Annotated in this window: 29 protein-coding genes, 1 tRNA gene and 2 pseudogenes; 9 read left to right on the top strand and 23 right to left on the bottom strand. The window is 33.6% G+C overall.

Annotated elements, in window-relative coordinates:
* Nucleotides 1–258 precede the first annotated feature (258 nt).
* From FNW38_RS00450 to FNW38_RS00425, 6 genes are all read right to left on the bottom strand, one after another.
* Complete coding sequence (locus FNW38_RS00450) at nucleotides 259–870, bottom strand: PAS domain S-box protein (protein WP_143385808.1); 612 nt, start codon at nucleotides 868–870, stop codon at nucleotides 259–261.
* Between the two features lie 247 nt (nucleotides 871–1117).
* Nucleotides 1118–1900: a CHAD domain-containing protein gene (locus FNW38_RS00445; protein WP_143385809.1), complete on the bottom strand. Its 783-nt coding sequence runs from the start codon at nucleotides 1898–1900 to the stop codon at nucleotides 1118–1120.
* 92 nt (nucleotides 1901–1992) lie between these two features.
* The gene (locus FNW38_RS00440; protein ID WP_143385810.1) at nucleotides 1993–2205 is read right to left on the bottom strand and encodes an SHOCT domain-containing protein; all 213 of its coding nucleotides are present in this window, start codon (nucleotides 2203–2205) and stop codon (nucleotides 1993–1995) included.
* 141 nt (nucleotides 2206–2346) lie between these two features.
* Nucleotides 2347–2973 (bottom strand): peptide-methionine (S)-S-oxide reductase MsrA, encoded by a 627-nt coding sequence (gene msrA / locus FNW38_RS00435; protein ID WP_143385811.1) that lies wholly within the window; start codon nucleotides 2971–2973, stop codon nucleotides 2347–2349.
* Between the two features lies 1 nt (nucleotide 2974).
* The gene (gene msrB, locus FNW38_RS00430) at nucleotides 2975–3535 is read right to left on the bottom strand and encodes a peptide-methionine (R)-S-oxide reductase MsrB (RefSeq protein ID WP_143385812.1); all 561 of its coding nucleotides are present in this window, start codon (nucleotides 3533–3535) and stop codon (nucleotides 2975–2977) included.
* A 260-nt stretch (nucleotides 3536–3795) separates the two neighbouring features.
* Entirely contained in the window at nucleotides 3796–4257 is a 462-nt protein-coding gene (locus tag FNW38_RS00425) for a GNAT family N-acetyltransferase (RefSeq protein ID WP_143385813.1), read from the bottom strand.
* Between the two features lie 161 nt (nucleotides 4258–4418).
* Here FNW38_RS00425 and idi point away from each other — a divergent pair, with 161 nt between their 5' ends.
* From idi to FNW38_RS00395, 6 genes are all read left to right on the top strand, one after another.
* Nucleotides 4419–4946, top strand: a complete 528-nt coding sequence (idi, locus tag FNW38_RS00420; RefSeq protein ID WP_143385814.1) for an isopentenyl-diphosphate Delta-isomerase — start codon at nucleotides 4419–4421, stop codon at nucleotides 4944–4946.
* A gap of 101 nt (nucleotides 4947–5047) precedes the next feature.
* Complete coding sequence (locus FNW38_RS00415) at nucleotides 5048–5458, top strand: 6-pyruvoyl trahydropterin synthase family protein (RefSeq protein WP_143385815.1); 411 nt, start codon at nucleotides 5048–5050, stop codon at nucleotides 5456–5458.
* Nucleotides 5458–5916, top strand: a complete 459-nt coding sequence (locus FNW38_RS00410; RefSeq protein ID WP_143385816.1) for a peroxiredoxin — start codon at nucleotides 5458–5460, stop codon at nucleotides 5914–5916. Before FNW38_RS00415 ends, FNW38_RS00410 begins: the two co-directional genes overlap by 1 nt.
* 154 nt (nucleotides 5917–6070) lie before the next feature.
* On the top strand, nucleotides 6071–7033 hold the full coding sequence (locus FNW38_RS00405) for a type I phosphomannose isomerase catalytic subunit (protein ID WP_144064433.1): 963 nt from the start codon (nucleotides 6071–6073) through the stop codon (nucleotides 7031–7033).
* Nucleotides 7034–7101: 68 nt separating this feature from the next.
* Nucleotides 7102–7368, top strand: coding sequence for a hypothetical protein (locus FNW38_RS00400; RefSeq protein WP_073209770.1), 267 nt, complete (start codon nucleotides 7102–7104; stop codon nucleotides 7366–7368).
* 78 nt (nucleotides 7369–7446) lie between these two features.
* A tRNA-Thr gene (locus tag FNW38_RS00395) sits at nucleotides 7447–7520 on the top strand.
* A gap of 160 nt (nucleotides 7521–7680) precedes the next feature.
* Here FNW38_RS00395 and FNW38_RS00390 read toward each other — a convergent pair.
* The 11 genes and pseudogenes from FNW38_RS00390 to FNW38_RS00345 all read right to left on the bottom strand — a co-directional run bounded on the left by FNW38_RS00390 (nucleotide 7681) and on the right by FNW38_RS00345 (nucleotide 17147).
* Nucleotides 7681–8391 (bottom strand): DUF4369 domain-containing protein, encoded by a 711-nt coding sequence (locus tag FNW38_RS00390; RefSeq protein ID WP_144064434.1) that lies wholly within the window; start codon nucleotides 8389–8391, stop codon nucleotides 7681–7683.
* A gap of 221 nt (nucleotides 8392–8612) precedes the next feature.
* Nucleotides 8613–10459: pseudogene (locus tag FNW38_RS00385) on the bottom strand (M61 family metallopeptidase).
* A gap of 118 nt (nucleotides 10460–10577) precedes the next feature.
* Nucleotides 10578–10742 (bottom strand): hypothetical protein, encoded by a 165-nt coding sequence (locus FNW38_RS17390; RefSeq protein ID WP_185963051.1) that lies wholly within the window; start codon nucleotides 10740–10742, stop codon nucleotides 10578–10580.
* 9 nt (nucleotides 10743–10751) lie between these two features.
* Nucleotides 10752–10922, bottom strand: a complete 171-nt coding sequence (locus FNW38_RS17385; RefSeq protein WP_185963050.1) for a hypothetical protein — start codon at nucleotides 10920–10922, stop codon at nucleotides 10752–10754.
* A 63-nt stretch (nucleotides 10923–10985) separates the two neighbouring features.
* Entirely contained in the window at nucleotides 10986–11264 is a 279-nt protein-coding gene (locus FNW38_RS00375) for a DUF2805 domain-containing protein (protein WP_035670363.1), read from the bottom strand.
* 119 nt (nucleotides 11265–11383) lie between these two features.
* A pseudogene (locus FNW38_RS00370) lies at nucleotides 11384–12136 on the bottom strand (sterol desaturase family protein).
* A 249-nt stretch (nucleotides 12137–12385) separates the two neighbouring features.
* Nucleotides 12386–12988, bottom strand: coding sequence for an alpha-ketoglutarate-dependent dioxygenase AlkB family protein (locus FNW38_RS00365; RefSeq protein WP_144064435.1), 603 nt, complete (start codon nucleotides 12986–12988; stop codon nucleotides 12386–12388).
* Nucleotides 12989–13056: 68 nt separating this feature from the next.
* Nucleotides 13057–13965, bottom strand: a complete 909-nt coding sequence (locus tag FNW38_RS00360) for an EamA family transporter (RefSeq protein ID WP_144064436.1) — start codon at nucleotides 13963–13965, stop codon at nucleotides 13057–13059.
* Nucleotides 13966–14018: 53 nt separating this feature from the next.
* Nucleotides 14019–15188, bottom strand: coding sequence for a DUF1501 domain-containing protein (locus FNW38_RS00355; RefSeq protein WP_143385823.1), 1170 nt, complete (start codon nucleotides 15186–15188; stop codon nucleotides 14019–14021).
* An 18-nt stretch (nucleotides 15189–15206) separates the two neighbouring features.
* Nucleotides 15207–16598 (bottom strand): DUF1800 domain-containing protein, encoded by a 1392-nt coding sequence (locus FNW38_RS00350; protein WP_185963049.1) that lies wholly within the window; start codon nucleotides 16596–16598, stop codon nucleotides 15207–15209.
* A 144-nt stretch (nucleotides 16599–16742) separates the two neighbouring features.
* Complete coding sequence (locus FNW38_RS00345; protein WP_143385825.1) at nucleotides 16743–17147, bottom strand: DUF2721 domain-containing protein; 405 nt, start codon at nucleotides 17145–17147, stop codon at nucleotides 16743–16745.
* 166 nt (nucleotides 17148–17313) lie between these two features.
* Here FNW38_RS00345 and FNW38_RS00340 point away from each other — a divergent pair, with 166 nt between their 5' ends.
* Entirely contained in the window at nucleotides 17314–17781 is a 468-nt protein-coding gene (locus FNW38_RS00340; RefSeq protein WP_143385826.1) for a hypothetical protein, read from the top strand.
* 91 nt (nucleotides 17782–17872) lie between these two features.
* Here the strand turns inward: FNW38_RS00340 and FNW38_RS00335 are convergent, their stop codons facing one another.
* From FNW38_RS00335 to htpG, 6 genes are all read right to left on the bottom strand, one after another.
* The gene (locus FNW38_RS00335) at nucleotides 17873–18607 is read right to left on the bottom strand and encodes a DUF3784 domain-containing protein (protein ID WP_143385827.1); all 735 of its coding nucleotides are present in this window, start codon (nucleotides 18605–18607) and stop codon (nucleotides 17873–17875) included.
* A 373-nt stretch (nucleotides 18608–18980) separates the two neighbouring features.
* Complete coding sequence (locus tag FNW38_RS00330) at nucleotides 18981–19670, bottom strand: hypothetical protein (protein ID WP_143385828.1); 690 nt, start codon at nucleotides 19668–19670, stop codon at nucleotides 18981–18983.
* 5 nt (nucleotides 19671–19675) lie between these two features.
* Nucleotides 19676–20731, bottom strand: a complete 1056-nt coding sequence (locus FNW38_RS00325) for an RHS repeat domain-containing protein (RefSeq protein ID WP_143385829.1) — start codon at nucleotides 20729–20731, stop codon at nucleotides 19676–19678.
* Nucleotides 20732–20735: 4 nt separating this feature from the next.
* The gene (locus FNW38_RS00320) at nucleotides 20736–21779 is read right to left on the bottom strand and encodes a hypothetical protein (protein WP_143385830.1); all 1044 of its coding nucleotides are present in this window, start codon (nucleotides 21777–21779) and stop codon (nucleotides 20736–20738) included.
* Nucleotides 21780–21781: 2 nt separating this feature from the next.
* Nucleotides 21782–23131 (bottom strand): hypothetical protein, encoded by a 1350-nt coding sequence (locus tag FNW38_RS00315; protein WP_143385831.1) that lies wholly within the window; start codon nucleotides 23129–23131, stop codon nucleotides 21782–21784.
* A gap of 404 nt (nucleotides 23132–23535) precedes the next feature.
* Nucleotides 23536–25437, bottom strand: a complete 1902-nt coding sequence (gene htpG / locus FNW38_RS00310; RefSeq protein ID WP_143385832.1) for a molecular chaperone HtpG — start codon at nucleotides 25435–25437, stop codon at nucleotides 23536–23538.
* 177 nt (nucleotides 25438–25614) lie between these two features.
* Here htpG and FNW38_RS00305 point away from each other — a divergent pair, with 177 nt between their 5' ends.
* Nucleotides 25615–26094 (top strand): lipocalin family protein, encoded by a 480-nt coding sequence (locus tag FNW38_RS00305; RefSeq protein ID WP_143385833.1) that lies wholly within the window; start codon nucleotides 25615–25617, stop codon nucleotides 26092–26094.
* Nucleotides 26095–26109: 15 nt separating this feature from the next.
* Nucleotides 26110–26805 (top strand): OmpA family protein, encoded by a 696-nt coding sequence (locus tag FNW38_RS00300; RefSeq protein WP_143385834.1) that lies wholly within the window; start codon nucleotides 26110–26112, stop codon nucleotides 26803–26805.
* Nucleotides 26806–26905: the final 100 nt, after the last annotated feature.

Here is a 26905-nt window from a genome sequence, read left to right as displayed (position 1 = left end):
CATTTTTATTGATTAAACATATAGTGGGCAATGGTCGCATTGTCCATTTTTTTAATACTATTTTGTCACGTTTTTTATGATGCAAATAAAATTATGTTAATCGTGCGAAATTTAATTTATAAACAAGTGGAATGCTTCTCAATTTGAAAAAGGCTGAATTGTGGCTTTCAGGGTTTTGCCTTTTCAATAATCGTTAGCTCTTTATTTTTGTTTTTATCAGTGTTGTCAACACAAAAAGCAACTTTTTTTTTGGGACTACTAATTTACAAAAAATAGTAAAAGGAATATATTTATTTTACGTATTTGTTTTGTAAAATACTGTTGTGTAGTTTGTTGTAATAAATCTTTATTGAGTATAATCATGGTTTCATGAATAGTATCAATGATTGATTCAGTAAATTCACAGGATTCTGTCAGCTTTTCATTATTTTTTTTTAATTCCTGAATGTTGGAAATAAGTTCTTGATTTTCGGTGATATCTTCCCCACGCTGGATGATATATTTTACATTATTATCAGCATCTAATATGGGAGAGTGACTTACTTTCCAATATCTAACTTCAAACCCACCACCATCGGCCACCGGTTTTTTAATATCGTATTTTTGAACCGGTAGAGTATCGGTTCGCTTATTTTTAATCACACTATTAAAAGAAGCGCGTATCTTTTTTTCTCCATCGGGATTTATATCATCAGGGTTAATAGGAAATACATCAAAAATATTCTTGTCTAAAACATTTTTTCTTTCCATCATCGTGACTTCCAAGAAAGCATCAGTAACTGCGATTATTGTAAAATTAGTATCTAAAACTAATAACAATGCCGGAGCGTGATTGAATAACTCTTTGTAATTATTTTCACCCGTACATATTCTATTTTAGTTTTATAGCTATAATTTTTTATACTTTGAAAAGGTTACAAAAGCTGTTGTATTTCGATAGTATTACTTTGATTTCAAAAGCTTGCAAAGTTGATAAATTCAAATTCAAAAGATTTGTATTGTTTCTAATTATTATTTGACTAATAAAAACAGGAAATATAATCAATTTTGGCTATTTCTATATAAAATCATGTTTCGGTTCTTATCGACTCAACTAATTCTATTATTTCAACCGTTTCTATAAACGACTACAGGGTAAAGTTGCATTTATTTTATGAAATAACAATTCATTTTCGAAAGTAAATGATGCTTTGATGTTTTCAAGTTGAGCGCTTTCATTTGGATTGATTTCACCGGAATCTATTACTTTTTTCAAATGTTTGATAATTATCTGGTTATCGTGCCATTCTCCAAGTAGTTCCGGTAAAATAAGATTGCTTCTAGTCAGCTTGTTTTGCTTGCCATAATTCAGACTTTTATAGCTATACTCATATTCTTTTAATCGCTTGCGAAGTGGGTGAATTTGTTTGCTTTTTAAGGCATTTTGACGGAGCAATTTTTCAATTTTAGTTCTTTTTTTATCCATATAACGGTTCGCCTTTTTTTTACTTGTTTTGGCAAGCAAAGGAACAATTTTGCGATACTTTTTTTTTAGAGTTTGAGATAAACCGTTATTTGTAATCAAGAAAAAAACTTTTAGTTCTCTGGTTAGGAGCTTTTTTAAATGATCCTTGTATTCCGGAAGTAAATTGAAAGCAAAATATTCCTCAAGCAGGGATTCTTCCACCTGAAGCTCTCTTACTTTTCCTGCCTGACGAAAAATACGTTTGAAGGGTTTGAAAGTCTTTTTTTTCTTAAATCCTTTGGAATAATAATTTGCCAAATTAAATAAAGCATTAAGCTTTTTGATTTCTACTCTGAGTGCATGAAAAGTATCGGGTGTGTAGGATTGTTGCTGTTTTTCCAAAAGAAAGCTAATGGTGCATTTTCGTTTTTTTAAATATTTTTTAAGCGCTTTCATCTTTTAAAAATATTTATTAACCGTTTTATTCTAGAATTAAAATAGAACGGTTAATACTTCTTTATTGCGTTTAATGAAGTGAAGGTTGTTATTTAATTCTCATCAAGAAATTTCTTTTTTTCGTCGAATTCTTCTTTCGTAATTTCTCCTTTGGCAAATCTTTTTTTTAGAATGTCCAATGGGGTGTCGTTTTTTGTTCGTTGACCAGGAATGTTATAAGGAGTTGCGAATATCCATATTACCAGGATTACCCAAAATATCCACCACAATAAATGCATTCCCCAAAAGTGATGTCCGTTATGCATAATATAGTGTTTAAGAGATTGATATGTAGTGTAAATATATGAATTTCAGTGCCAGAAAACAATTTATTGTAATGGATTCTCTTACAGGGAGGTAAAACAAACCGTCTTATTACATTAAACGAGACGGTTACTTTATAATTGTTATTTTTTCTTTTTCAATCGGTTTTTAAATAGTTTTTCAAATTTTTCTATTTTGGGTTGGATGACCATTTGGCAATAGGGTTGATTTTTATTGTTTGCATAATAATTCTGATGGTACGCTTCGGCTTTATAAAACTTGGTCAGCGGTTCCAATGTCGTTACTATGGGACTGTCATATACTTTCGCTTTTTTCAACGCATTGATAATTGCTTGCGCCGCTACTTTTTGTTCCTGATTTTTATAAAAAATGGACGAACGGTATTGTGTTCCGGTATCAGCACCCTGACGGTTTAATGTTGTTGGGTCGTGAACAGTAAAGAAAACTTTGAAAATTTCGTCCAGATTCGTTACCGTTTTATCATACGTGATTTGCACCACTTCGGCATAACCCGATCTTCCGGTGGAAACATCCTCGTAAGTAGGATTCGCAATTTTACCACCTGCATATCCTGATACCGCTGATTTTACTCCGTTTAGATTCTCATAAACCGCTTCGACGCACCAGTAACAGCCCCCGGCTAAAGTGATGGTTTCGAGATTGGATTGTTTTGTGGCTTTGCCAGTTGTGTTGTTTTGTCCCAACATACTCAGTGTTGTCAATAGACCAATTAAAAATAAATTCTTCATATTATTTTGTGTCAGGTATAAAGTCAAGGGCTATAGAATTCATGCAATATCTTTTTCCGGTTGGCGCAGGTCCATCATCAAAAAGATGTCCTAAATGACCACCGCATCTGCCGCAAAGGGCTTCAATTCTTTCCATTCCAAGTGAATTGTCAGTTTTATAAACAACACTGTTTTTATTGTCTTGTTCAAAAAAACTGGGCCAACCGCAACTGCTTGAAAATTTGGCTCCGGAACGGAATAATTTATTTCCACAAGCAGCACAATAATAGGTTCCTTTTTCATCCGTGTTCCAATATTTTCCTGTAAATGGTCTTTCGGTGTCAGCATGTCGCATTACTTCATACACATCTTCCGGCAGCACTTTTTTCCATTCGGCATCCGTAAGGTTTAGTTTTGCTGTATCTGTATTGGAGTAATATGGGTTTTCGGGTTTGTTGATCGGATTTTCCATGCCAGAAGTTTTTTTTGTGTTGTTTTGGTTGTTTGTATTTTGCCCACAGGCAGTAAACATGAATAATGGGAGCAAAAATAATGCGCTTAAAAAACGGGTTGTTGTTTTCATAGGTAGATACTATTTGTTCTTTATAGGACTCGAGCGACAGCGAACAGGCGAAGCAATATGGTATCGCCATTCTTCATTATTGATTGTGCTTTTGAATCATGGTGATTTCATAATTTTGTTTTTATACTACAAATGTAAAGTGTTTTTGGACCATAAAATGTCGCCTACTTTACAAATTAATAGCGATTTAAGTAAGTTTTAACTAGTGTTATTTACGTAAAAAAATCGTTCTTGGATTTGTAATTAAAAAAAACGTATTGCTATAAACCCATTCGCATGTTTATCAAGTGCTTTTTGAACCCCACTTTTTCATACGCTGTAATTGCCGGACTGTTGTCATTATAAACATCCAGTCGAAGTTCAACTATATATTGAGAACGGCACCAGTCCTTGAGTGCTTCAATAATTCTGGCGTTTACTCCTTTTCCTCTGTGATTCGGATCAGTGTACATAAATCCTAAATACCCATATGTTTCATGATTCAAATACGGTTTTGCGGTCTCTATTCGCGCATATCCGGAACCAATAATCTCCGAATCCATTTCGGCTACCAATACTTCAATATGAGATGCTGAAATCATTTTTTCAATGTCGTAATAATGGATTTTTTCCTCTTTTAAAGTAGGGTCAAAAGGACGTTCGGCAGTAATAATCCCCTGTTCGAATTCCAGGAGTTTTTCTAAATCGTTAGGATGTGCTTTTCGGATGTTTATAGTATGCATTGCAGTATTTATATTTGATTATAAAAATACAAAAGAAATAGATGGGGTTGTATTTTATTTGGCTTTCTTCAAAATGATTTCGCTTCAACAAATCGAAACAGAACGTTAAAGCCCCCTTCGATAATTATCTTTTTTGTATTTTTGTAAGGCTAAAAACACCTATGAAAGAAGAAAACGTAATATTAGTTAACGAAAATGATGTGCAAATTGGGTTGATGCCAAAGCTTGAAGCGCATGAAAAAGCCATTTTGCATCGTGCTTTTTCCGTTTTTATATTAAACAGTACAAATGAAATTATGCTGCAACAACGGGCGCATCAAAAATACCATTCCCCTTTATTGTGGACCAATACCTGTTGCAGTCATCAGCGTGAAGGAGAATCTAATATTGAGGCGGGAAGCCGAAGATTGTATGAAGAAATGGGTTTTGAAACGGAACTTAAAGAGCTTTTCCATTTTATATACAAAGCTCCTTTTGATAATGGCTTGACCGAACACGAACTCGATCATGTTATGATAGGATATTATAACGATAATCCAAAAATAAATACGGAAGAAGTTGAAGACTGGAAATGGATGAAAATCGAGGATGTAAAAATCGATATGGAAATTCATCCGGAACGATATACCGTTTGGTTCAAAATAATCTTCGATGAATTTTATCATTTCCTTGAAGAACATAAAGTGTAAGATTGCAGGTATAAGATTTCAGAATGCAGTATCTGAAATTGTAAATTAAAAATCTAATTGTCACCCTTGAGAACAGCTGAAGGTTAACACCATAAATTAACATGAGAGTTACTATTTCACGAAAAGCCCATTTTAATGCGGCACATAGATTATATAGAAAAGACTGGACTTTCGAGCAAAACGATGCTGTTTTTGGCAAATGCAACAATCCTAATTATCATGGCCACAACTACGAATTGATCGTTGGTGTAACCGGTGAAATTGACCCTGAAACCGGATTTGTCATGGATGTGAAATTCCTGAGCGAAATCATTAAAGAAGAAGTTGAGGATCGATTCGATCATAAAAATCTTAATCTCGATGTGCTGGAGTTTCAGGATTTAAATCCAACAGCCGAAAATATCGTCGTGGTAATTTGGAATAGAATCAGAAAAAGAATCAAACCACAATTTGAATTGGAAGTGGTTCTTTATGAAACGCCTCGAAATTTTGTAACCTACAAAGGGGAATAATGGGACTAAAAGTAGGAGATAAAATCCCAAATTTTAAAGCAAAAGACACCAACGGCAATGATTTTGACAGTCAAAGCATAGTTGGACATAAACCGCTTGTTATTTATTTTTATCCAAAAGACAATACACCAGGCTGTACCGCTCAAGCCTGCAGTTTTAGAGATCAATATGAAGATTTTAAGGATTTAGGTGCCGAGATAATAGGTGTCAGCAGCGATAGTGTTGCTTCCCATCAAGAATTTACTAAACACTATAAACTGCCTTTTCTTCTTTTGTCAGACCCTGATAAAAAAATTAAAAAGCTTTTTGGTGTTCACTCTCAAATGCTTGGATTAATTCCCGGACGTGTAACGTATGTAACAGATAAGAACGGAATTATTCAATTGATTTTTGATAGCATGTTTGCCACTAAACACATGCCTAAAGCACTTGAAACCATTAAAAGATTAGTATCATAGAGTGACAAAATCGTATTAGATACGTTTTGTGTTTTTATCTTAATTTGTATCTTATCCCCACTTTACAGCGAGATTTTTTTTTAAGAGTGAACGGAAGACTGGTTTGCGGAAATGATATAGATTATGCAAATTTGCAATACATAAAAAAAGTAACATGAAATTTTATCCATTACAATTTGAACCCATTCTGAAAGAAAGAATTTGGGGAGGCGAAAAACTAAAAACGGTACTTAATAAACCGATTACATCAAAAATAACTGGCGAAAGCTGGGAGCTATCGACCGTAGAAGGCGATGTGAGTGTTGTAGCCAATGGCGAATGGAAAGGAAAATCATTGACTACCCTGATTAATGAATGTCCAAGCGAAATTTTAGGAACAGCAGTTCATGCCAGATTTGGCAAACAATTCCCACTACTTTTCAAATACCTGGATGCTCGTGAAGATTTATCCATACAAGTTCATCCTAATGATGAGTTGGCCAAAAAACGACATAATTCTTTTGGTAAAACTGAAATGTGGTACATCATGCAAGCTGATGATGATGCCCGAATAATTGTTGGTTTTAAAGAGAAATCGAATGCCAACGAATATTTAGAAAATCTAAAAAACAAAACTTTACTTTCTATTCTGGATGATGTACAAGTACAATCAGGTGATGTTTTCTTCTTGGAAACAGGAACGGTTCACGCTATTGGTGCTGGACTGGTTGTTGCCGAGATTCAACAAACTTCTGATATTACCTATCGCCTTTATGACTTTGACAGGGAAGATGCACAAGGAAATACAAGAGAATTGCATGTCGATTTGGCTTTAGACGCTATTAACTATAATAAAGTAGAAACCAAAAAAGAATATACTAAAAACGCAAACGAATCCAATAGAGTTGTGGATTGTCCTTATTTTACGACCAATTTTATTCCGTTAGATGGAGAAATTACGGTTTCTAAATCAGGAAAGACTTTTACAGTTTATATGTGTGTGGAAGGAACATTTGAAATGGAATATGGCAATTCAAAATTGGAATATAAAAAAGGGGACACCGTTTTGATTCCTGCTGCAATGAATGCATTCATTCTCAATGGAAAAGCTTCAATTTTAGAAATTTACATTTCATAGTCGGTAATAGAAAGATTATGTGTACTTTTGCAGACGCAAATTAAAATTCAAATTTTAAAAAAATAAAAATGGCAAACGTTAAGAATTTAAAGAAAGACATCAACTACGTTTTAGGAGATATTATTGAAGCAGTTTACTTGTTCGAAATTTCTACAACAGGAAAACCAACAACAGAAACTAATGCTTTAATTGACGAAGCTATTGCTGCTTTTGACGCTTTAATCACAAAAGTAAACGCTAAAAAGGTAGAAGATAAAAAAGCACACTTCAAACAAATCAATGTTGAATTGGAACAAACTGCTAATCAATTGATTGCTAAAATCAACGAATTGTAGTAAAAAAAATCGCAAAAAAAGTTTGAATTTATTTTGGAAAATAGAAATTCAGACTTATATTTGCACCCGTAATGAGTCGCCAGCGTAGCTCAGTTGGCTAGAGCAGCTGATTTGTAATCAGCAGGTCGTGGGTTCGAGTCCCTCCGCCGGCTCTTTAATAAACCATCTAATATTTGTTAGATGGTTTTTTTCTTTTTTATTAAGAAGGAACAATTAAATTTAATTCAAAGTTAAAAAAAACCGTCCCGATTTATCGGGACGGTTTTTGTTTTTAAGATATAAATTCAGAAAAAATGAGGTATTGTATCGATATTATTTCTGATTTTTGATTGATGCAACATATTTAGTCAATTTTTTTCCATAAAGCGATTGCGCTATTTTTGGAGACATTGATTTTTGAATCGTATCTAAGTATTTAATATTGATATCATAGATCTCTGATAAGGCAATATATGGTGCTACATCGTAGTTTCTATTGTTTATCGCAAAGTTAGTGGCAAATAAATACTTTCGTTTTATATTAGAATCCTGCTTTGCGCTTAAACTGTCAATCGCTTTTGGGTTATTACTTTTAATGGCATTGAATTTTTGTTCAATTAAAGTAAGTTCTTCATCTCTAAAACGTGAATTTATTTTTTTGTATTCTTCATACAAATCGTTATTTTTTGATCCTGTAATTTTTGCGCCAGAAAGATAGCCGTCTAAACTAGTCTCAATAGTTATATTTCCCGGTTCAGCAAAAAACAAAATATTATTATCCAATGAATTGCTTACGCCTCGGTCCAAAAATAAGTAAAGCATTTCAGGAGATTTTAATTCTAAATCACTTTCAAATGCAGAGCTTCCATCGATGTTTATAGTGTCTATCGCTACTAAAGCAGTATCAACCACTCTTTGAATGTATAAAGTTCCTTTTTTTAATCCTTTAATATTTCCGGTAATATGTAAGTTTGTTTTTGATCCCTTTTCGTTACAAGATGACAAAAGTAAAAGGGTAACGAATGCAATAATAGATTTTTTCATGAGAAGTTAATATTTGTTTTTTTTTTTTTGGAACATGGTATCGCCATTCTTTATTATGATTTGTCCCGAAGCTTCGGGATTGAATCATGGCGATTTCATTTGTGTTTATATTTTGGCGCAAAATAAAGAAAATTGTTGGAATGATTTGGCAACGCATCTAAATTTTACAAAAAAAATCCCAATCTATTTCTAAATTGGGATTTTATTAATTGTTTTTCAGATTATCCTTTCAACCAAGCTTCTTTTACTTTGTTTGCGGAAGAATCGGTTGCTTTGAGACTATCTTTTTCTTCGTAAGGAAATTTTACTTTTCCTTTAAGTGTTTGCTCTTTGCCGTCGCGTTTTATTTTTATGGAAATAACATCGTTTTCTTTCCAGTTTTGACTTTCAGAAATCATTTCATAGATATTATCAAGAGAATATGGTTTTTCGTTTATTGCTAATATAATATCACCTCCTCTAAGGTCTAAGCTTTTGTAAAAATCGATCAATTCCATATTCGGAATAACAATAATCTCTTTATTTTCAGGATTTACCGTAATGTATGGCACTCTTCCTTTTAAGAAAACATTCCCCGGAGTTTTTTCGGTAGATTTTGTAACCCCTACTTTTGCCAAATAGGTTTCATAAGGAATTGGAGTTGGTCCAGATACATAAGTAGTTAAAAAAGAACCTACTTCCGGATACGTTAAAGCTGTGATTTTTGCGAAAAGCTCCTCATCATTAAATGGTTTTGTGGACCGTACTCACTCGATAGTTTTTGCATCAAATCAAGAATTCCTCTTTCTCCATTGCTTTTTTCTCGAATTATAATATCCAAACACATTCCAATAAGAGTCCCTTTTTCATACACATTCAAATATTGGTCTTTGTACGGTTGTGTCAATACATTCGCACTCATAGTTGTAAAAGGCATAGTGTCATTCATGGTGTTTGCACGAGTTATTTTTTCAGCCAAACGCGTGTAAAACTCTTTCTCATCAATTAAACCTTGGTTAATTTGAAAAAGGTTGGCAAAATATTCTGTTACGCCTTCATACATCCATAAGTGTTGAGACATTTTTGGGGCATTGTAATCAAAATATTGAATTTCTTTAGAATGAATGGATAAAGGAGTTACGATATGGAAGAATTCGTGTGAAACTACATCTTTCATCGCTTTTATTAATTCTTCTTTTGGCATCATCTCAGGAAAAACTACTGTCGTTGCCGTGGGATGTTCTAAAGCGCCAAATCCCTTTGCGTCACTTTCTGTCATGCTTGACAGATACAACAAGACACTGTATTTTTTCGTAGCATTTATTTTGCCTAAAAAGTTCTTTTGGGCAGTCATCATGGTTTTCATCTCCGGAGTAATGCTTTCGGCAGTAACTTTTCCAGTTGGAGAATATACCCCAATCAGTATTTCCATACCGTCAACAGTAAAAGTGGTGTAATCTGGTTTAGCGTACATGATAGGGTTTTCTACCAATTCAGCATAATGTGGCGTTATGAATTTATCATTTGTGGTACTTACATCCAGGTCAGTCATTGAAGTAGCGCCCCAAAGTGTTGCAGGATGTGTTATGGTAACGTTGTATGACAGGTCTTTCTTGTCTTGAAAATAACCTACAAAACAATGCATGTTTAGCATAAAGTTTTTGTCGGCATCAATATTTGTTCCCGCTGGGGAAAAAATTTCATGAGTTTTTTCAACATCAAAAGTGTCATTTACCAAGTAGGTTATTTTTACTAATGATTTTGCATTTTTGATGTTCCAGGTGTTGTCATCAGTTTTAGAAACTGGAAGTACATTTCCTTTAGCATCATACGCTTTCAAATCGTCTATGTATTTTCCGTAATCATCTATTGAATAAGTTCCGGGAACGGTTTTAGGAATGCTGTAGGTAACTTCGTCAGTATAGTTTTTTGGTGATGCAACCGTAACAAGTACTTTGTCCTCTTTTACGTCATTTAGGTTGATAGTAACCTCGATTTGTTGTTTTGCAGCAGCAGTAACAGATGAGCTAGCGGTTTTACAGCTCCAAAGAACAGAAGCAAATGCAAGTGAAAAAATTATTCTTTTCATTTTCGTTGGTTTTTATTTTAGGGATAAGTCCTTTGTACCATAAAAATGTTACAGTTTCTATTGATTTAAAAAATATTTTTTTATGGTAGGGATGAAAAAAAATCGGAAAGGATGCTATTTAATGTTGCGCATTTAGTAACTGTAAGGTTGCTTCTGGATTTTCGACTTCAATAATTAGTTTTTTGTAATGATGATTTTCCAATTCTATAATTATAGCTTTGTTTTTATTCATCACATCCCAAAAATTTCTGCCTTTTTTATAAAATGTTCCAGCGGCTATCAAGCCAGGAATTTATGTTCCGGGCATTCTGAAGCCTTTCCAAAACGTAAATTCTTCTTTGTTTTGATAGGCTCTAATGATTCTTGCTTTAGAAACAACAATTTTACTTTCCATTGCCCAAATTTTGTGCAATCCTTTGATTTTAAAAATAGATATGCCGTCTTTTGATATTACTGAAACCATAATTGCATTTATAAAAGATTGTATTTAAAAACAAAAAACTCCTGAATTACAGGAGTTTCGTTTTTAATCCAATTTGTTTTTTATATAGTATTTACCATCCAAATCTTCATCAAAATCATCTATTTTAACGGGTTTTGGTTTTGGTTTATTTGCAGTAGCTTTCTTTTTCCACATTTCAAATTTTTCTGCAGGCATCTTCTTTTTCATGATCTCAAGAACCTCTTTTTCAGCCAAACCAAATTCTTTTTTGATAATTTCAAAAGGATTTTTTTCCTCTAAGGCTAATGTAACAAGTTTTTCTGTTTGTTCCCAGTTCAATTCTTTGCGGTTACTCTTTTTCATCACGTGAAAATTAATTCAAATAAGTTGTTAATGATTAATAAATGTCAATTCTAATTATATTCCAATATTAAGAAAAAAAATAATTACTTCTTATCAAAAGGTCATTTTTTTTATTGTTTTTAGTTGTTTTCTGTTGAACGGGGTTTTTGAAACGGTATTTTGAGCAAATTTTTCAGTTGGTTGTGCTCTTTCGGATTCCTATGTGTATCAATTCCGTATACAATTTCTTCTTTTGGTAGCGCCATAAAGGTACCAAAAAGACGATCCCAAACCGAAAATATATTCCCGTAATTACTATCGGTATACGGTAACACATGGTGGTGGTGTACTTTATGCATGTCTGGAGAGACGATAAAATAGCTCAAAATGGTATCTGCTTTTTTAGGGACTTCCTACGATTAAAACACCCAAAGTGGTGAATGTAAAGCGGATAACACTTTCTCCGGGATGGTGTCTGTTTGCAGAGGTGGTGTCAACCCACGTATCGGTATGATGAATTAAGTGAAAACGCCATAGCAATTTGGTTTTATGTTCTACTAAATGCACCAAATAAGCTCCTATTAAATCCAATAAAAGTAATCCTATGATCATATAAAGCCATAGTGGCATTTGCGGAAGCCATTGTAAAATTCCAAAATGATTTGCAATTGTCCAATCAGCAGCTTTTAATAAAATAAAAGCCAGACAGAAATTGACAATGATAGTCGTGAATGTCAGAAAAATATTGATACTTGCGTGATGCCATTTTTTATAAGTAAAATTAAAAAGCGGAAAAGCATTTTCTATTAACCAAAAATAGTGATTCCACACACAAGAATTAAGCTTCTATGGGAGGAAGGAATGGTTGAAAAATAAGCAATAATTTCATTCATAATTCGAGTATTTATTGGTCGCAAGCATAGTTTAAAACTATGCACTTTAGTGCATTTCGCTTTTAGCTTCTAAAAAAAATCAAACACGAATTTCACAAATTACCACGAATTAATTTGTGAAAATTAGTGAAATTCGTGTTTAAGTATTACATTTTTCATTTTTGCAGACTTTCAGTCTGCCAACCAAATCTATGGACTTTTAGTCCATAGTGGTTTAGTTCAAATCTAATGATTTTTTGCAGAAATTATCTATTTGATTACCCGAAAGGTACCATTTATTCTGGGACCTATGGGCTTAGTGGTTTTTGGGATTTGGTGTTTCCAGAAATGCTGCGTCGTTCCTTTCATCAATAATAAACTCCCGTGTTCCAGAACGATACTTTTTTTCTGGTCTTTATCGGAATTGTGTTTCAATTGAAAGGTGCGTTCGGCACCAAAACTCACCGAGGCGATCACAGGATTTGTGCCTAATTCTTTTTCATTATCGGCGTGCCAGCCGTTACTGTCTTTTCCGTCGCGATAATAATTGAGTAAAACGGTGGTGAAGTTCGTTCCGGAAACACTTTCGACCCGTGATTTTATCTTTTGCAAAAGCAAATTCCAAGGATGCGGTTGCATTTTTATATTCGAATAGGAATATGGTTTTCCTTCGTTTCCAAGTAAAGCGGTCAATCGGGGTTGTGCATGAATCTTGCCAAAAACGCGAATTTCATCTTGTTGCCAAGGAATTTCCTTTTCTAATTTGGCAAAAATAATATCCGCCTCTTCCCTGTCAAAAAAATGAGGATAATAAATAATATCGGCATCCGGCAAATCAAGAACTATTGGTTGAGATTGAAAGAGTGAATCCATTTGACAAAAATAAAAGGAATTTTCAAAATAAAAACTTAGATAAAAGTTTACTAAAAATTAATTCCGGACTACTTTGTGAAGTTCAAGGATTTCTTAAAATCCACATTCATGATGACAATGGCCAGAATTATTAAAACAATTCCAAACCATTGTATCGTATTTACTTTTTCGTTTAAAAGAAAATAAGCCATTAATACCGAAACCGGAAGTTCCAATGCCGAAACAATGCTTCCTAACCCAATTCCGGTAAGCGGGAAACCGGCATTAAACAATAATGGCGGGATCACTGTTCCAAAAAGCGCCAATACAATTCCCCATTTGATGAAAATATCAAAATTGAAAGAGGTTGTTTGTGTTGCGATTGCAAAACCAGCTACGATTATGGCTCCGCCAAGCAGCATATATAAACTGCGTTGCGCCGATGAAATATGAGTTGCCACACGATTAGCGGTAAACATAGTTGTGGTAAAAGATGCTGCAGCTAAAAGTCCTAAAACAATCCCTCGCCAGTCCAGTTCTACTTTGCTCTGAATGAGATTTGTTGCAAGAGCCGTTCCAATTAATACGATGATTACGGATATGATTTTTTGTGTGGAAGGGATTTTCTTTTCTAAAATCATTTCGAATAAAACACCCATCCAAACTGTTTGCATTAATAAAACGATTGCGATAGAAACAGGAATGTATTTTATGGCTAAATAATAAAAAACACTGGTCATTCCTAAAGATGTTCCGGCAAGCATCAATTGAAAAACGTTTTTCTTGGAGGCTTTTACGACATCATTCCCTTTTTTAGCTTTTTGATAGCTATTGATAATCAACATTCCCAGAATTCCATATACAAACTGGGCAATTGTGACTTCGGGAGTGGTAAAACCTTCGCCATAAGCCATTTTTACAAACGTAGCCAGCATTCCATAACTCGTTGCGCCCAGACCAACTAAGAAAACTCCTTTTAATACACTATTCTTTATCATTTATTCCATTTTAAAAGCGGGTAAAGATAGGGTTTTGTGGTGATATGTCTTTCTTAAAACAGTCCTTCCAGCGCTTTGTTTCGTATTCCAATTTGAGAGGAATCAAATTCCAATTTGTTTTTCAAAAGGGAGGCATAAACGCTCCTGAAATCAATCTCATGTTTTAAATCGCCATTGTCTAAATCCGAAAGATTGGGATTTTTTCCTATGATTTCCCCTCGGTTATTGCCTCCAATAATAAACATTGGTGCGGCTGTACCATGGTCTGTTCCTCTTCCATTGTCTTTTACGCGGCGACCAAATTCAGAGAAGACCACTATTGTTACGTTTTGTAATTGTTGTGATTTTTTCAAATCTTGATAAAAACCAAAAACAGCATCATTCAGATCCGTCAATTTATTTTTGTGTATGGAAAGCTGATTGTCGTGTGTGTCGAAACCGCCAAGCGAAGTATAATATACCTTTGAATTCAGGTTTCCTTTTATCAATTTCGAAATCCATTCGAGGTTTTTGGCCAAGCCGGTTTTTGGATAAACCACATCTGAAGCTGCTGATTTTGACAGCGCTTTCTGGATATCATCGGAACCTTCAATGACGGAATTGGCAATTTTTCGAACAAAATCCAACTGTGGATTAGCGGATAATTGACTGTCGTTTTCCTGTTTGTTTTTTGTGATAAATCGGTTGGGATCTTTTACCGTAATCGAGTTGGGTTCTTCGCCTTTCAACGCTAAATTGTCAATGCTGTCAATGTTTATTCCGGCCGTCGGTTGGTGTTCTTTGCATTGTAAATCAAGATATCGACCCAGCCAACCATCGTTTAAATATTCCTGATTGGTTGGTGCGGTTTGCCAAATTTCCTGACTTCGAAAATGAGAACGAACCGGATTTGGATACCCCACATTTTGTATTACCGACAAATCGCCACTTTGTTGCATACTGGCAAAACCTTTCAAAGCGGGATGAAACGCCATCCCTTTTGCGGAAGTTAGTATCTCATTTTTTGAAATGGCAATTTTTGGACGCAAGTCATAATAGAGTGCATCTTCAAACGGAATAAAGGTGTTTAGCCCATCATTTCCGCCATTTAACTGAACGAAAACCACGCATTGTTCGCCCAAAACCAAATTGTTTTGTGAGCCAAAAGAATATAAAAAATCAGGCAATAGGAGTGATCCTCCTGTAAAAGTTCCTGTGAGTGTTAAAAAATTTCTTCTGTTCATTTTCTTGATTTTTAAATCTTAAATTAATTGGAATTCCGGTGTCTTCACCATAAAATTAAATAATCGCGTCACGGCATTTTCCGAACCTTCGGTTTTACTGTCGAAATCGTATTTTAATAATTTCTCAAAATCCTGCTGGTCGGTTTCATCGGTTTGAAATAGTAATCGGTCTTTGAGCTCAGCAATGATTTGTTTATTATTTCCTTCTTTGTCCCATTGCAATCTTACGTTCAGCGGTCGGTTTGGATTTTGTTTCATCATTGTATTCTCATTTTCTTTTTTCCCTCGGTTTAAATTTCTACCATTACAAAGTAAATCGGCAACATTGTTTCGTTGCAGAAAAACTTGCGAAGTGAGCCAAGAATTTCCGCCGTCCCATCCTTTCACATTGGGCTGGTTGAATAAATCCATGCCTTGGTCCTTGATAAAATGCGCTATTAATTTTCCATTGGGATTTTGAATATGGAGTTCAGCTGTTAATTGTAAAATGTATTCCAACGGGTTTTTAATTTTGGAACCTGCATTGTTTTTGGTGAATTCTTCGGTGAAAATTTTAGTCAGAAGTGGTTTGATTTCGAAATCCATTTTCTTGAAATAATCACCATAATAGTGTACTAATTCCTCTTTTGGATTATCATAAATAAACCATTTTAAGATCTTTCGAGTGATTAAATAAGGGATTTTCGGTTGTTCGAAAATGGCATCGACTATTTCATCTAGTTTTAAATTGCCTTTTTTTCCAAGATAATTGAAGCTTTCATTATCTTCGAAAAATTTTCTGTAAACTGCATTTTCTTCCCCAATGCCAAGTCCTGCAAGACCTTTGGCCCCGTTTTTAATATCCTCTTCTGTGTAGTTTCCTATTCCAAGGGTAAAAAGTTCGAGTAATTCCCGACTTAAATTTTCATTGAGTTTGTCTTTCCTGTTATCAACATTATCGAGGTAACGCACCATAGCATTACTTTTAATAATTTCTTTGGTCAGGGTTTTGAAATTATCAAAAGCATTCTCCCTTAGAATTTGATTGTGCTGAAAAAGCCAATAATTCACTTTTACTTTTTGGTAAGTAGAAACAAAATGGTTGTGCCAGAAACAAGTCATTTTTTCGCGAAGCGGAAATTCGTCTTCGGTCATTTTATCAATCCACCAGGCTTTCATTTCAAAGGAAGTTAGCACTTCTTTTTTGAGCATTTCTTTTGCTTCTTCAGGACTTGAGGATTTTAATTTTTTTCGAAGTCCTTTTAATTCATTAAATGATTTTGGACTGTTTTCCAGAAAATCAGGAACTGTTGAATCAAATTTTGTGGCAAAAGACTGTTCCAGGAAATTTTTCAAACCTGTTCTTTTGATGGTTTCCGCTTGTTTAGCTGAATATCCGAGTCGCAATGACCAAAGGGTGTGGTTGTTCATAATCTAAAGTGCTATGACAGTTGGACTTTGAAATTGAGAAAGGGTTTAATGCGTAAAAAAATGTTTCTGACTGGTTGAATTATTTGTTCGGCTTTAATCCCAAATACTATCAGGTTTTCGTATCTGTAATCCAAATAGGTCTACTTAAACACCTTCTTTTTTATCCATCAAATCGCTCAAATGTAACCGGAGTGCATCGACTGAAATGTTAATTTCCCAAAACGATAAACCCAATGAAATAAGCAAACTAAATAAACTCAACCCAAAAAGATAAACGCCAAATAATTGCTGTTCTAAAAACAATAACAACATGGTAAATACCGACAGGAATAAACTCAAGACGCCAGCCATTTGCATGTAGCGAATGAGTGTTAATCGCAAGTTTAGGTTTTTGATTTCCAATAAAATCATACTGTTTTCTTTCTCCTTGTATACTTCTTTCAGTCCTCTTATGATTGTGGCTATTGTTAGAAACCGATTGGTATATGCCAATAAAATTAATGAAGTTGCTGAGAAAAGCAGGGCTGGAGTTTCAATATGTAAGGTCATAATTGGGTTGTGTTTTTTAATGAATTATCTAAAGTACGCAATTCGATTCTTTTTTAATACGTTTTTAAAATAATGCAACTTTTAGGTAGGGTAAAATGCTTTACAGTTGTCTTATTATTGAAGTTAGAAATACAACCGATAGTACCTGTAACTAAAATTTATAATCATGAAAACAATTAAAACTCTAATTATCCTGCTTTTTTTGGGAACAATAGCAACAGTAAATGCACAAGAAGCCAGTGCAGAAAGTGAAACAAGCATAAATACCAATCCAGATAAAATTACTTATTATCAACAAAGAGGTAGTGAAGATGCCAATTATGAGTTAACATTTAAGGCTAAAACGAAAGCCGAAGAAAAAGCCTTTTGGAAAGAGCAAAAAGAGTACGAAAAGGAGTTAAGGAAAAACAATAGAAAAGCGTATCAGGCTTATATTGCCAGTAAGCAAGATGTTTATACCATGCATCATTCTCATTGTGATGCACATTGTCACCACAGTGATTCTTTTTATGGACACGCAGGATTTTATTATTATGAATATGATCAAAGAAATTATCAAAGAAGACCAAGCAATACTTCGGTAAATACACAAATAGGCGTGCGTGCCCCCAGCGTACGATTTGGCCTTTTTTAATATATTGAAGTTTGCAAAAATCCGTTTTTTCTTGTTTAGAAAGAACGGCTTTACTTATTTTACAGCAGTAATTGTATTTATTGCTGTCGAGCTATTTCTTATATAGAATGTCAGGCAATGTTTTTTTTATTTCATTTAGCAATTTTTCGTTCGATTCTTCTTTTGCTGAGAAATAAATTTTGGTACCATTAGATTTTGTTAAAAGCAGGTAGGGCTTATTGTCAGAATTCAAAATCAGCTTAACTATTTCGTCTTTATCCGTTTTGAAATACCCTTTTTGGATGGTTCCGAGAGCAAATCCATTCGTTTTCATAGTGGTTTTTGGTTTGTCATCTACCAGTTCGATACTTTGGATTTCGGTTTGGGTTACAACTTCTCCATAGCTTCCTTTAAATTCAATTGAATGGGAGTTAAAGATGATTTTGTCTTCCTTAAACCCAAGTCCGATGAGTCCAATTACAAAAATCAAAGTTCCCACCAGAATGAAAACTCCAATTTTATTCCCTTTTGTAGGCACTCCCGTAAAATATGTAGAACTGGTCCAAATGAAATAAATGTAGGCTAGAATTGGATAGACACCTAAGAAAATTCCACCTGCGTTTTCATGGATTAAATAAGTCAATAGTGTTCCAAACAGGAAAAACGAAACACCTAAAAAGATATGAAACTTTCGAAAATAAGGAATATAAGCTTTAATATCTACTTTCTTTCGCTCTTCTTCACTCATCGTATTGTACCCCGACAATAAGTATTTTGCATTATTTTCTGTTACAATAAATCCTATTGTTACAAAAAGTAAACTCATTCCAATTAATACGTACATCATTTTATTTGTATTTATTTATTTTGTTAAGTTAAGTTAAGTTTATTTGTCATTCCGACGAAGGAGGAATCTCTGTTTGTTGCTCACGTTTGTTGAGATTCCTCCTTCGTCGGAATTGACAAAATCATGGAGATTATTCCTTAACCTTTAGATATTGCGATCTCGCTAGCTGAGGGATTTCGGAACAGAGTATTTTCTGTTTAACGAAAACGTGATGTGAAACGGCAATTCCACTAAAATCCCACTATATCAAAACGCCTATTACAGGAAGCCTATTACAGGAAGCTTTTCTGTATCGGTAGTCTGTTTCTTTTCAATTCACTTTTGCAGTTTATTCAAAATTTTGTTTTAATAACTGCTTAGATCTAAAGCTAGATTAACAAACGTAATATAAATAAACTATTAGTTGATTACCATTTTTCCATTTTACCCAACCTTTTTTATGTTTATAACTACAATATTCGCAATTTTTATTGCATTCAATTTTTATCCAATCTCCTTCCACTTCAAGAACTCTATAGCTTAAATCTTTTTGGGTTTTTATTTTTTTTGATTTAGTATTTTTTTGGGAATGTAAACTAATATTGTCTGGTAATTTAATTAATACATCCTTTATAAACTCTCCCCACTTTTTATATAGCAGATTATTATCTTTTATTATTTTCCATTCGCCGTTTATATAAACCTCATATTTATTATCGTTAGATTTATTTGCATCAATAACAAAAACTCCATAATCAGGATAATATGCACGAATAATTATATTTGGGATTGGGGAATTATATTTTGAATTATCATTATAGTAATAAGGATATATTTTTTTTAAAGTTTTATTGTTTTTTAAATCGATTTTATTTTCAAAATAATGAATATTAATAACTTCATTTTGTTTTAATAATTTAGCATTTAAAGAACCATTTTTATTGAAAATAGAAATAGAATCTGGTAAAATAAATATTGTTTTTTCTTTGCAATACAACACTCCTTTTGAAATTATCTCTCCATTTTGAGCTTTCAGACTTTGCGTCAAAATTAGAATAAATAAATAGATAATATATTTTTTCATTTTAATTATTTTTTAATTATTTTCGGATTAAACCCTTGTAAGTGAAGGTGTGTAGTGTGGTCTGAATGAATATTACGTTCAATTGAAGAACTTGTATGAGGTAATAAATTGCCGTTTCCAAATCGTTCTGAAATCATATCTTTCCAGCCATATTTATATAATCCCTCATTGAAAGTGGATTGTCTAGTAACATCGAAATTGGAACTCCTAATATTAGTGGAAGCACTTTTTTTATTTGTATTTAAATATCTTAAATCTCCATTTTTTCCAAGTTTATGTGAGGTACTTGGTGCAGGAGATTTACCATCGGATAGACTAAAACCAACAACTCCTATATCTTTGAAATTTGCTTGTGAAGCTGCCCCAAACAAAGCAGCCGCAGCGTCTCCTCTAATATATGATCTATATTCATTTCCTTCTTTTACACTTAATGAAAATGATGAATTAGAATCACTTGAATTAAAATTAATTGAAGAGGGAAGTTGAAGAAGCCCATTTTCATTTTTATTAATTTGAGTAATTGACTCTATTTTTCCTTGTTTATTTTCAATGGAAAATCTATCAAATTTATCATTTGTTTTAGTTACTTCAATAATGCCATTTTGTTTAATTAAATAATCATCAGGAGGCATTACATCTTCCGCTGCCATACCTGTAGGATCATTAAATCTCAATGGATTATTATTAACAAAAGTATAAGGCGACCAACTCGGGAATTCCTCACTCAAAGGGTCTGGAGAAATCCAACGCCCAACTCTATCTCCGATTGGTTGGGCATCGGGATTTAAACTGTCTTGTACAATTCGCCCAACGATTTCGTTCTTGTAAACGTGCCAACGAATTGTACCGATTGTTACAATACTATCAAGATCGTGAAATTCTAAATATTTACCCTGGCTTAATGTCGCAATTTTGGCTTTGTAGCCAAATTGCGTAAAAGGATTTCCTGCTTGGATGTTTTTTTCTCGTCTTGCTTTTTCTTCTTTTGATAGTTTTTCTTGTGCTGAAAGCACAGAAAAAGAAAAGATAAAAAGGAATAGGTAATACAGTTTTTTACTCATAATACTAATGTTTGCTCATTGTTTTTAATGCTTTGTTTTCGTATTTATTTCTTTCTGTTTTTAAAGAGATTAGCCATTCGAGATACATATTTTCGGGCATATTGCGGTAACCGATTTCGTGAATATGTGCATATTGTTTTTCTAATTCCCTAAACTCTAAATCGCACTTGGTTTTGTCTTGTATTTGCTCAATTTGTTTGTAACGAGTTTCGGCTTTTAAGATTAAAGCGGATGCAAAATTGGGATATTCCTTGATAGCGGTTTTGCAACATTTGAGAATAAAAGTGCCGTCATTATTGGGGAATTTTGCATCGTAATTGTCTGCCAAATCGAGTAAAACAAGTGCAATACTTTCCCGATTATTCAAGGCTTTCATATAAACGCCGTTTGAAATGGCATCTAAATGCACATAGCCCGAAGCCATTACCCAAGCATCAATCGGGAAAATTCCGCTTGTAAGTTCCGTATTATACCAACCGTCTTTTTTGCTGTTGTGTTTGATATAAACGTGATTGGGAGCGAGTGCCAAATTGGCTTGTACTCCTAATTCTTCGCAAAGAATTTTGTATAAATAAGGTAATGAATGGCAATTACCTTTTCGGGTGTAAAGCAATTTTGAAACAAATAAATTTTCTCTTGTTTCGTGTCCGAAAATATCATTAAAATCATAGCCGAAAGGCGAATATTTATAAATGGTATCATTAATGTTGAGCGGGATGGTGTCGCACATTATTTGATATACCGAAGCCCATTTGTTAACCGTTGGTTTGTCTTTTTCGAGATAAGCTAAAAATCGATCTTTGATTAATGAGTTACTTAAATGAGTTAAAAATTTGATCTGACGATTGAAGTCAATAGTGTCTAATTTATTGTCTAAATAAGTATTCTCGACTGAGAAAACCGCCTTTTTGAAACTATAGCTATTTTCATTAACAAGCATACTATTGAGCAAAGCGTAGCTTTGCTCAAATAGTTTTTCTTGATTTTGTGCGGTAGCACAAAAAGTTGAAAATAGTATTAGTAAAATTATAAAAGTTGTTTTCTTCATCTTTAATTTTTAAGTGTCTTGATAATTGTTCCTTTAAATTGGGCGTTTAATGTTTCGTTTTCTTGTTTGCGTTTGGCTTCTTTTAGAGAATTTAACCAACTTTCGTAGGCTTCGGCTGGCATTTCTGTATAGCCTAATTGTTCTACTTTTTTGCCTTGTGTATTGGTTTCTTGCAGTAATGCAACTGTATCTGGGTAGCCTTTTATATGTTGTAATTGTTTATTATCTCTTGGGTTAATTCCCAATTGTTTTGCCACAAATTCAAAACGAATTGCGGAATAATTGGCTTTTATCATTTGAGCGTTTACATTATTTGGATATAATTCTAATGCTTTGTCGGTTACTTTTTCTACAAAATCATCATAACCAAATTTATGAATATAGCCGTTAGCCAAATCTACATAAAATGCTGAAAATAATTCTTGTTTTGATAGATTTTGTAAGTAAATGTGATTTTGTAAGGCTTCGGCTTTGATGTAACCCGAATTTATTAAAAATGATGGAGCGGTAAACATTCCATTTGTGAGTTCGATATTATACCATTTGTTGTTTTTATCTCTAAATTTTATGAAAGAATGATTTGGAGAAAAGGACAAATAGGCTTCTGCCTGAATTTGTTCGGCAAGAATTAAATAGAGTAACGGCATTGAATGACATTGGCCTGTTTTGGTTTTCAATAATTTAGACACAAACATTTTCGTCCAATCTTTGTTTCCCATATAATCTACAAAATCATATTTGAAAGGTGTGTGTTTTAGTCCGTTTGATTTTAGAGTTAAGTTTTCGGAAAAGAATTGAAAAAGCATATAGTTTTTGGCAACATTACTTTGGGTATCGTATTTCAGTTCTTTCATTTTGGCAAGAATATAATCGCCTGAATTTTTTATGATTTGGTCGAATTCCGCTTTGTCTTCTTTGTTTTCAAGATAAGCGTTTTCAATTTCAAAATTTAAATCTTTTACGGAATAGTTTTCAATGTTTAGCGTTAGCATTTTTTCGTAAACGTTTCTGTATTGTTCTGTTCCTTTTACGTTTGAGAAACTCGGAAGATTATAATTGATGTCTGATTTTGATTGGTTAATGTCTGTGTAAATTTCACGCATTTGAGTTTCTTTTTGCTTTTCTCTTTGTTGAGTTTCTTGTATTATTTGTTGGTTTTGTTGTTGAATTCTTTGTTGTTCATCTTTTCCATAAATTATATCCATTGGGTTTAGTGCTTTTAGAATATTATTGTTTGGATTAGACCAGTTTTGGTTGTTGTAATTCGTAAACTGTGTTGGTTGTGGAATTGTCGGCAATTTTACTTGTCCGATAGAAATTATTGGTAATAAAAGTAAAAATATGTTCTTCATATTCTGTTTTTTCAACGTTCCGTGTAGCTCAAAGGTTTCCTGTAACTCGTTTATCATACTTTGTTATAATTCAAATATATAAATAATTCTTTACAAATAGTTAAAAGGATTATTTAATAAGTGAACTGGTTTGAAAGGTTTTGATAAACATTATTTTGAAAACAAAAACACTCTAAATAGCCCTGATGGCAATGGAAATCCCGCGCTGTCATTGCGAGGAACGAAGCAATCAGCGTGGATTGCAATGGACAGCAGGACAGAGCGTTCTTATGAAAACCAATCATTTTGCTCCTAAACAAAAAAAGGCTGCCCGATGTGGACAGCCTCTTAGTATTTTGGATATTCCGAAACAAGTTCGGAATAAGCGATTCACACCATTTTACTTCATAAAATGGGTTCTCTGCTTATTTTATCATGTCAAAACTTCTTTTCACGAAAGCCGTTAATGCTTCTCCTTTTAATAAGTTTTGTGATAATTTAGCTAAGTCTAGTGCTTGTTTTACCAAACTTTCCTGAGCTGATTTGTCTTCGGTAGTAAGAATGGTTGTAGCCAAATCGGAATTGGTGTTCACAACCAAATTGTACATTTCAGGCATATTTCCCATTCCGAACATTCCGCCACCGCCAGACTGACTCATTTCTTTCATTCTACGCATGAATTCCGGTTGCGTAATAATGAATGGAGCCGCTTGACTGTCCATTGCTTCCAGTTGTACGGAATAGTTTTGTTTTGGAACTATAGTTTCTAAAACTGTTTTCAAGTTAGTTTGTTCTTCCTCAGATAATTTAGAAATGGTGGTTTCCTCTTTCTTGATTAAATTATCAATATGGTCTGAATCGACACGTACGAAAGTCAGACCGCTGTTATCGCCTTCAATTTTTTGAATTAAATGCGAGATAATTGGGGAATCAAGCAATAAAACCTCATATCCTTTTTCTTTTGCAATTTCGATATACGAGTGTTGTGCTTCTTTATTTCCGGCATACAAAACAACCAGTTTTCCGTCTTTATCAGTTTGATTAGCGGCCAGTTTTTCTTTTAATTCTTCCAGTGTATAAAAGGTGTCATCTACTGTAGGATACAAAACGAAAGCACCTGCTTTTTCATAGAATTTATCTTCAGAAAGCATTCCGTATTCTAAAACGATTTTAATGTCGTTCCATTTTTTCTCGAAATCTTCACGGTTTTCGTTGAATAACGATTTTAGTTTGTCGGCAACTTTACGGGTGATATAATTCGATATTTTCTTAACGGCAGCGTCAGCCTGTAATCCAGAACGAGATACGTTCAATGGAATATCCGGTGAATCAATTACACCTTTAAGCATGGTCAAAAATTCAGGAACGATTCCTTCAACATTATCCGTTACGTAAACTTGGTTTTGGTACAATTGAATTTTATCTTTCTGAATTTGTAAATCAGAACCTAATTTTGGGAAATATAAAATACCGGTTAGATTAAACGGGTAATCAACATTTAAATGAATGTGGAATAACGGTTCTTCAAATTGCATTGGATACAATTCATGGTAGAAATTTTTATAATCGGCATCAGATAATTCAGTTGGCAGTTTTGTCCAGGCTGGATTTGGGTTATTGATGATGTTGTCTGTTTCTACTTCTGTAAAAGTTTTGTCTTTGTCTTCTGGTGCAACTTCTTCACCCTTTTTTTGTTCAATTTTCTCCGTTTTTGTTCCAAATTTAATTGGAATAGGCATGAACTTATTGTATTTATTCAATAACTGGTTGATTTTAGATTCTTCCAGAAATTCTAAAGAATCTTCAGCAATATGCAAGATGATTTCTGTTCCACGAGTAGTTTTATCAGCAGGCTCTAATGTGAACTCAGGACTTCCGTCGCATGTCCAGTGCGCTGCAGGTTCGTCTTTGAAAGATTTAGTGATAATTTCCACTTTTTCGGCAACCATAAAAGCAGAATAGAAACCAAGACCAAAATGGCCGATAATACCAGAATCTTTAGCAGAATCTTTGTATTTGTCCAGAAATTCTTCGGCACCGGAAAAGGCTACTTGGTTGATGTATTTTTCTACTTCATCAGCAGTCATCCCCAAACCTTGATCGATAATGTGCAGTTTTTTACCTTCCTTGTCGATTTTTACTTCGATAATTGGGTTGCCATATTCTACTTTGGCTTCGCCAATGCTTGTTAAATGTTTTAATTTTAGCGTAGCATCAGTCCCATTTGAAATCAATTCACGCAAGAAAATTTCGTGATCACTGTACAAGAATTTCTTGATTAGGGGAAAGATGTTTTCTACCGAAACATTAATTTTTCCAGTTGTCATATTTTGAATTTTTAAGTTTGAATTTGGAACTATTTACTCAAATAAGATACCAATTTAGGTTAAAGTGACAAATTGTCGGAAGTGTTAATTATGATATAAAATAATTTAATTCTGAAACAAATTTGTTTTGTTTGCTTTGTATCTTTGTGTAAGTATTAATTCATTAAATTTTAAAAAATGAAAAAAGTTATTTTATTATGCATATTAGCTGTTTCGATGTTTGCCTGTAAGTCAACATCAGTAACAAGTACAAATACAGATAGAAAAGCCCAAGTTGCAATGAAAGGAAACTGGGAAATAAGTTCCGTGACTTATCCCGGTTCACAATATATTAAAGTGAATTCTTTTCAAATTGCTGATTCAGAATGTTTTGTTGGAAGTACATGGAAATTTGTTTCAAACAATAACAAAGGAAATATGGCTTTGACAAGAGCAAGTTGTACAGCATTTAACTCACCAATTACTTGGTTTGTGAATAAAGATGGTCAGTTTATCCTAAAAGTTCTTTATGCTGGAGAAAAAGCCAGAAAAGTTAGAGAAGGTTACATCCTTATGGTTGCAAACCAAACAGAGGCTTCTTTTCAATTGATTGATAAAATTGATGTAGGTGGAAAAATGACCGATGTTGTTTACCAATTTAATAAAGTTAACAAATAAAAAATAGATATAGATATGAAAAAGATTTCAATAGTTGCAATAGCAACACTAATGATTATAGGTTCCATGTTTACAAGTTGTGAAGCATTAAAAAATACCAATAAAACACAAAGAGGAGCCGCAATTGGAGCTGCTGGTGGTGCCGTAATAGGCGGAATTCTGGGGAATAACCTTGGAAAAGGTGGAAAAGGCGCATTAGGTGCTGTTTTAGGCGGAGTTGTTGGTGGAGTTGCCGGTGGAGTTATTGGTAACAAAATGGATAAGCAAGCAAGAGAAATTGATGCTGCACTTCCAGGAGCTGAAGTGGTTCGTGTAGGAGAAGGAATTAAATTAGTTTTGAATGAAAATGCAGTGCGTTTTAATACTAATAAATCTTCTTTGACTTCAACGGCTAAAGCTAATTTAGACAAATTGGTTCCTGTTTTTAAAGAATATCCTGATACGAATATTACTATTTACGGATATACAGATAGTACTGGTACGCCAGAATATAATTTGAAACTTTCAGGAGAAAGAGCGGTATCCGTTAGAAATTATTTAACTAGCAAAGGGGTATCTTCCAGTAGATTTCAAGTAACGGGTTTAGGAATTGCTGATCCAATTGCTTCAAATGAAACAGTTGATGGCAGAAGCCAAAATCGTCGTGTTGAATTTGCTATTACTGCAAATGAAAAAATGATTAAAGATGCGGAAGCTGAAGTAAAAAACTAAGCATCACAATACTATAAACAAAGGCTGTTTCTTCACGAAACAGCCTTTTTTTGTATCCGAATTTGAATTAAACATTGTAAATTTGCACTCTTAAATACAG

The sequence above is a fragment of the Flavobacterium gawalongense genome (assembly GCF_007097265.1).
In the GTDB taxonomy this organism is placed as follows: domain Bacteria; phylum Bacteroidota; class Bacteroidia; order Flavobacteriales; family Flavobacteriaceae; genus Flavobacterium; species Flavobacterium gawalongense.
This window is presented reverse-complemented; position numbering and strand designations above follow the sequence as displayed.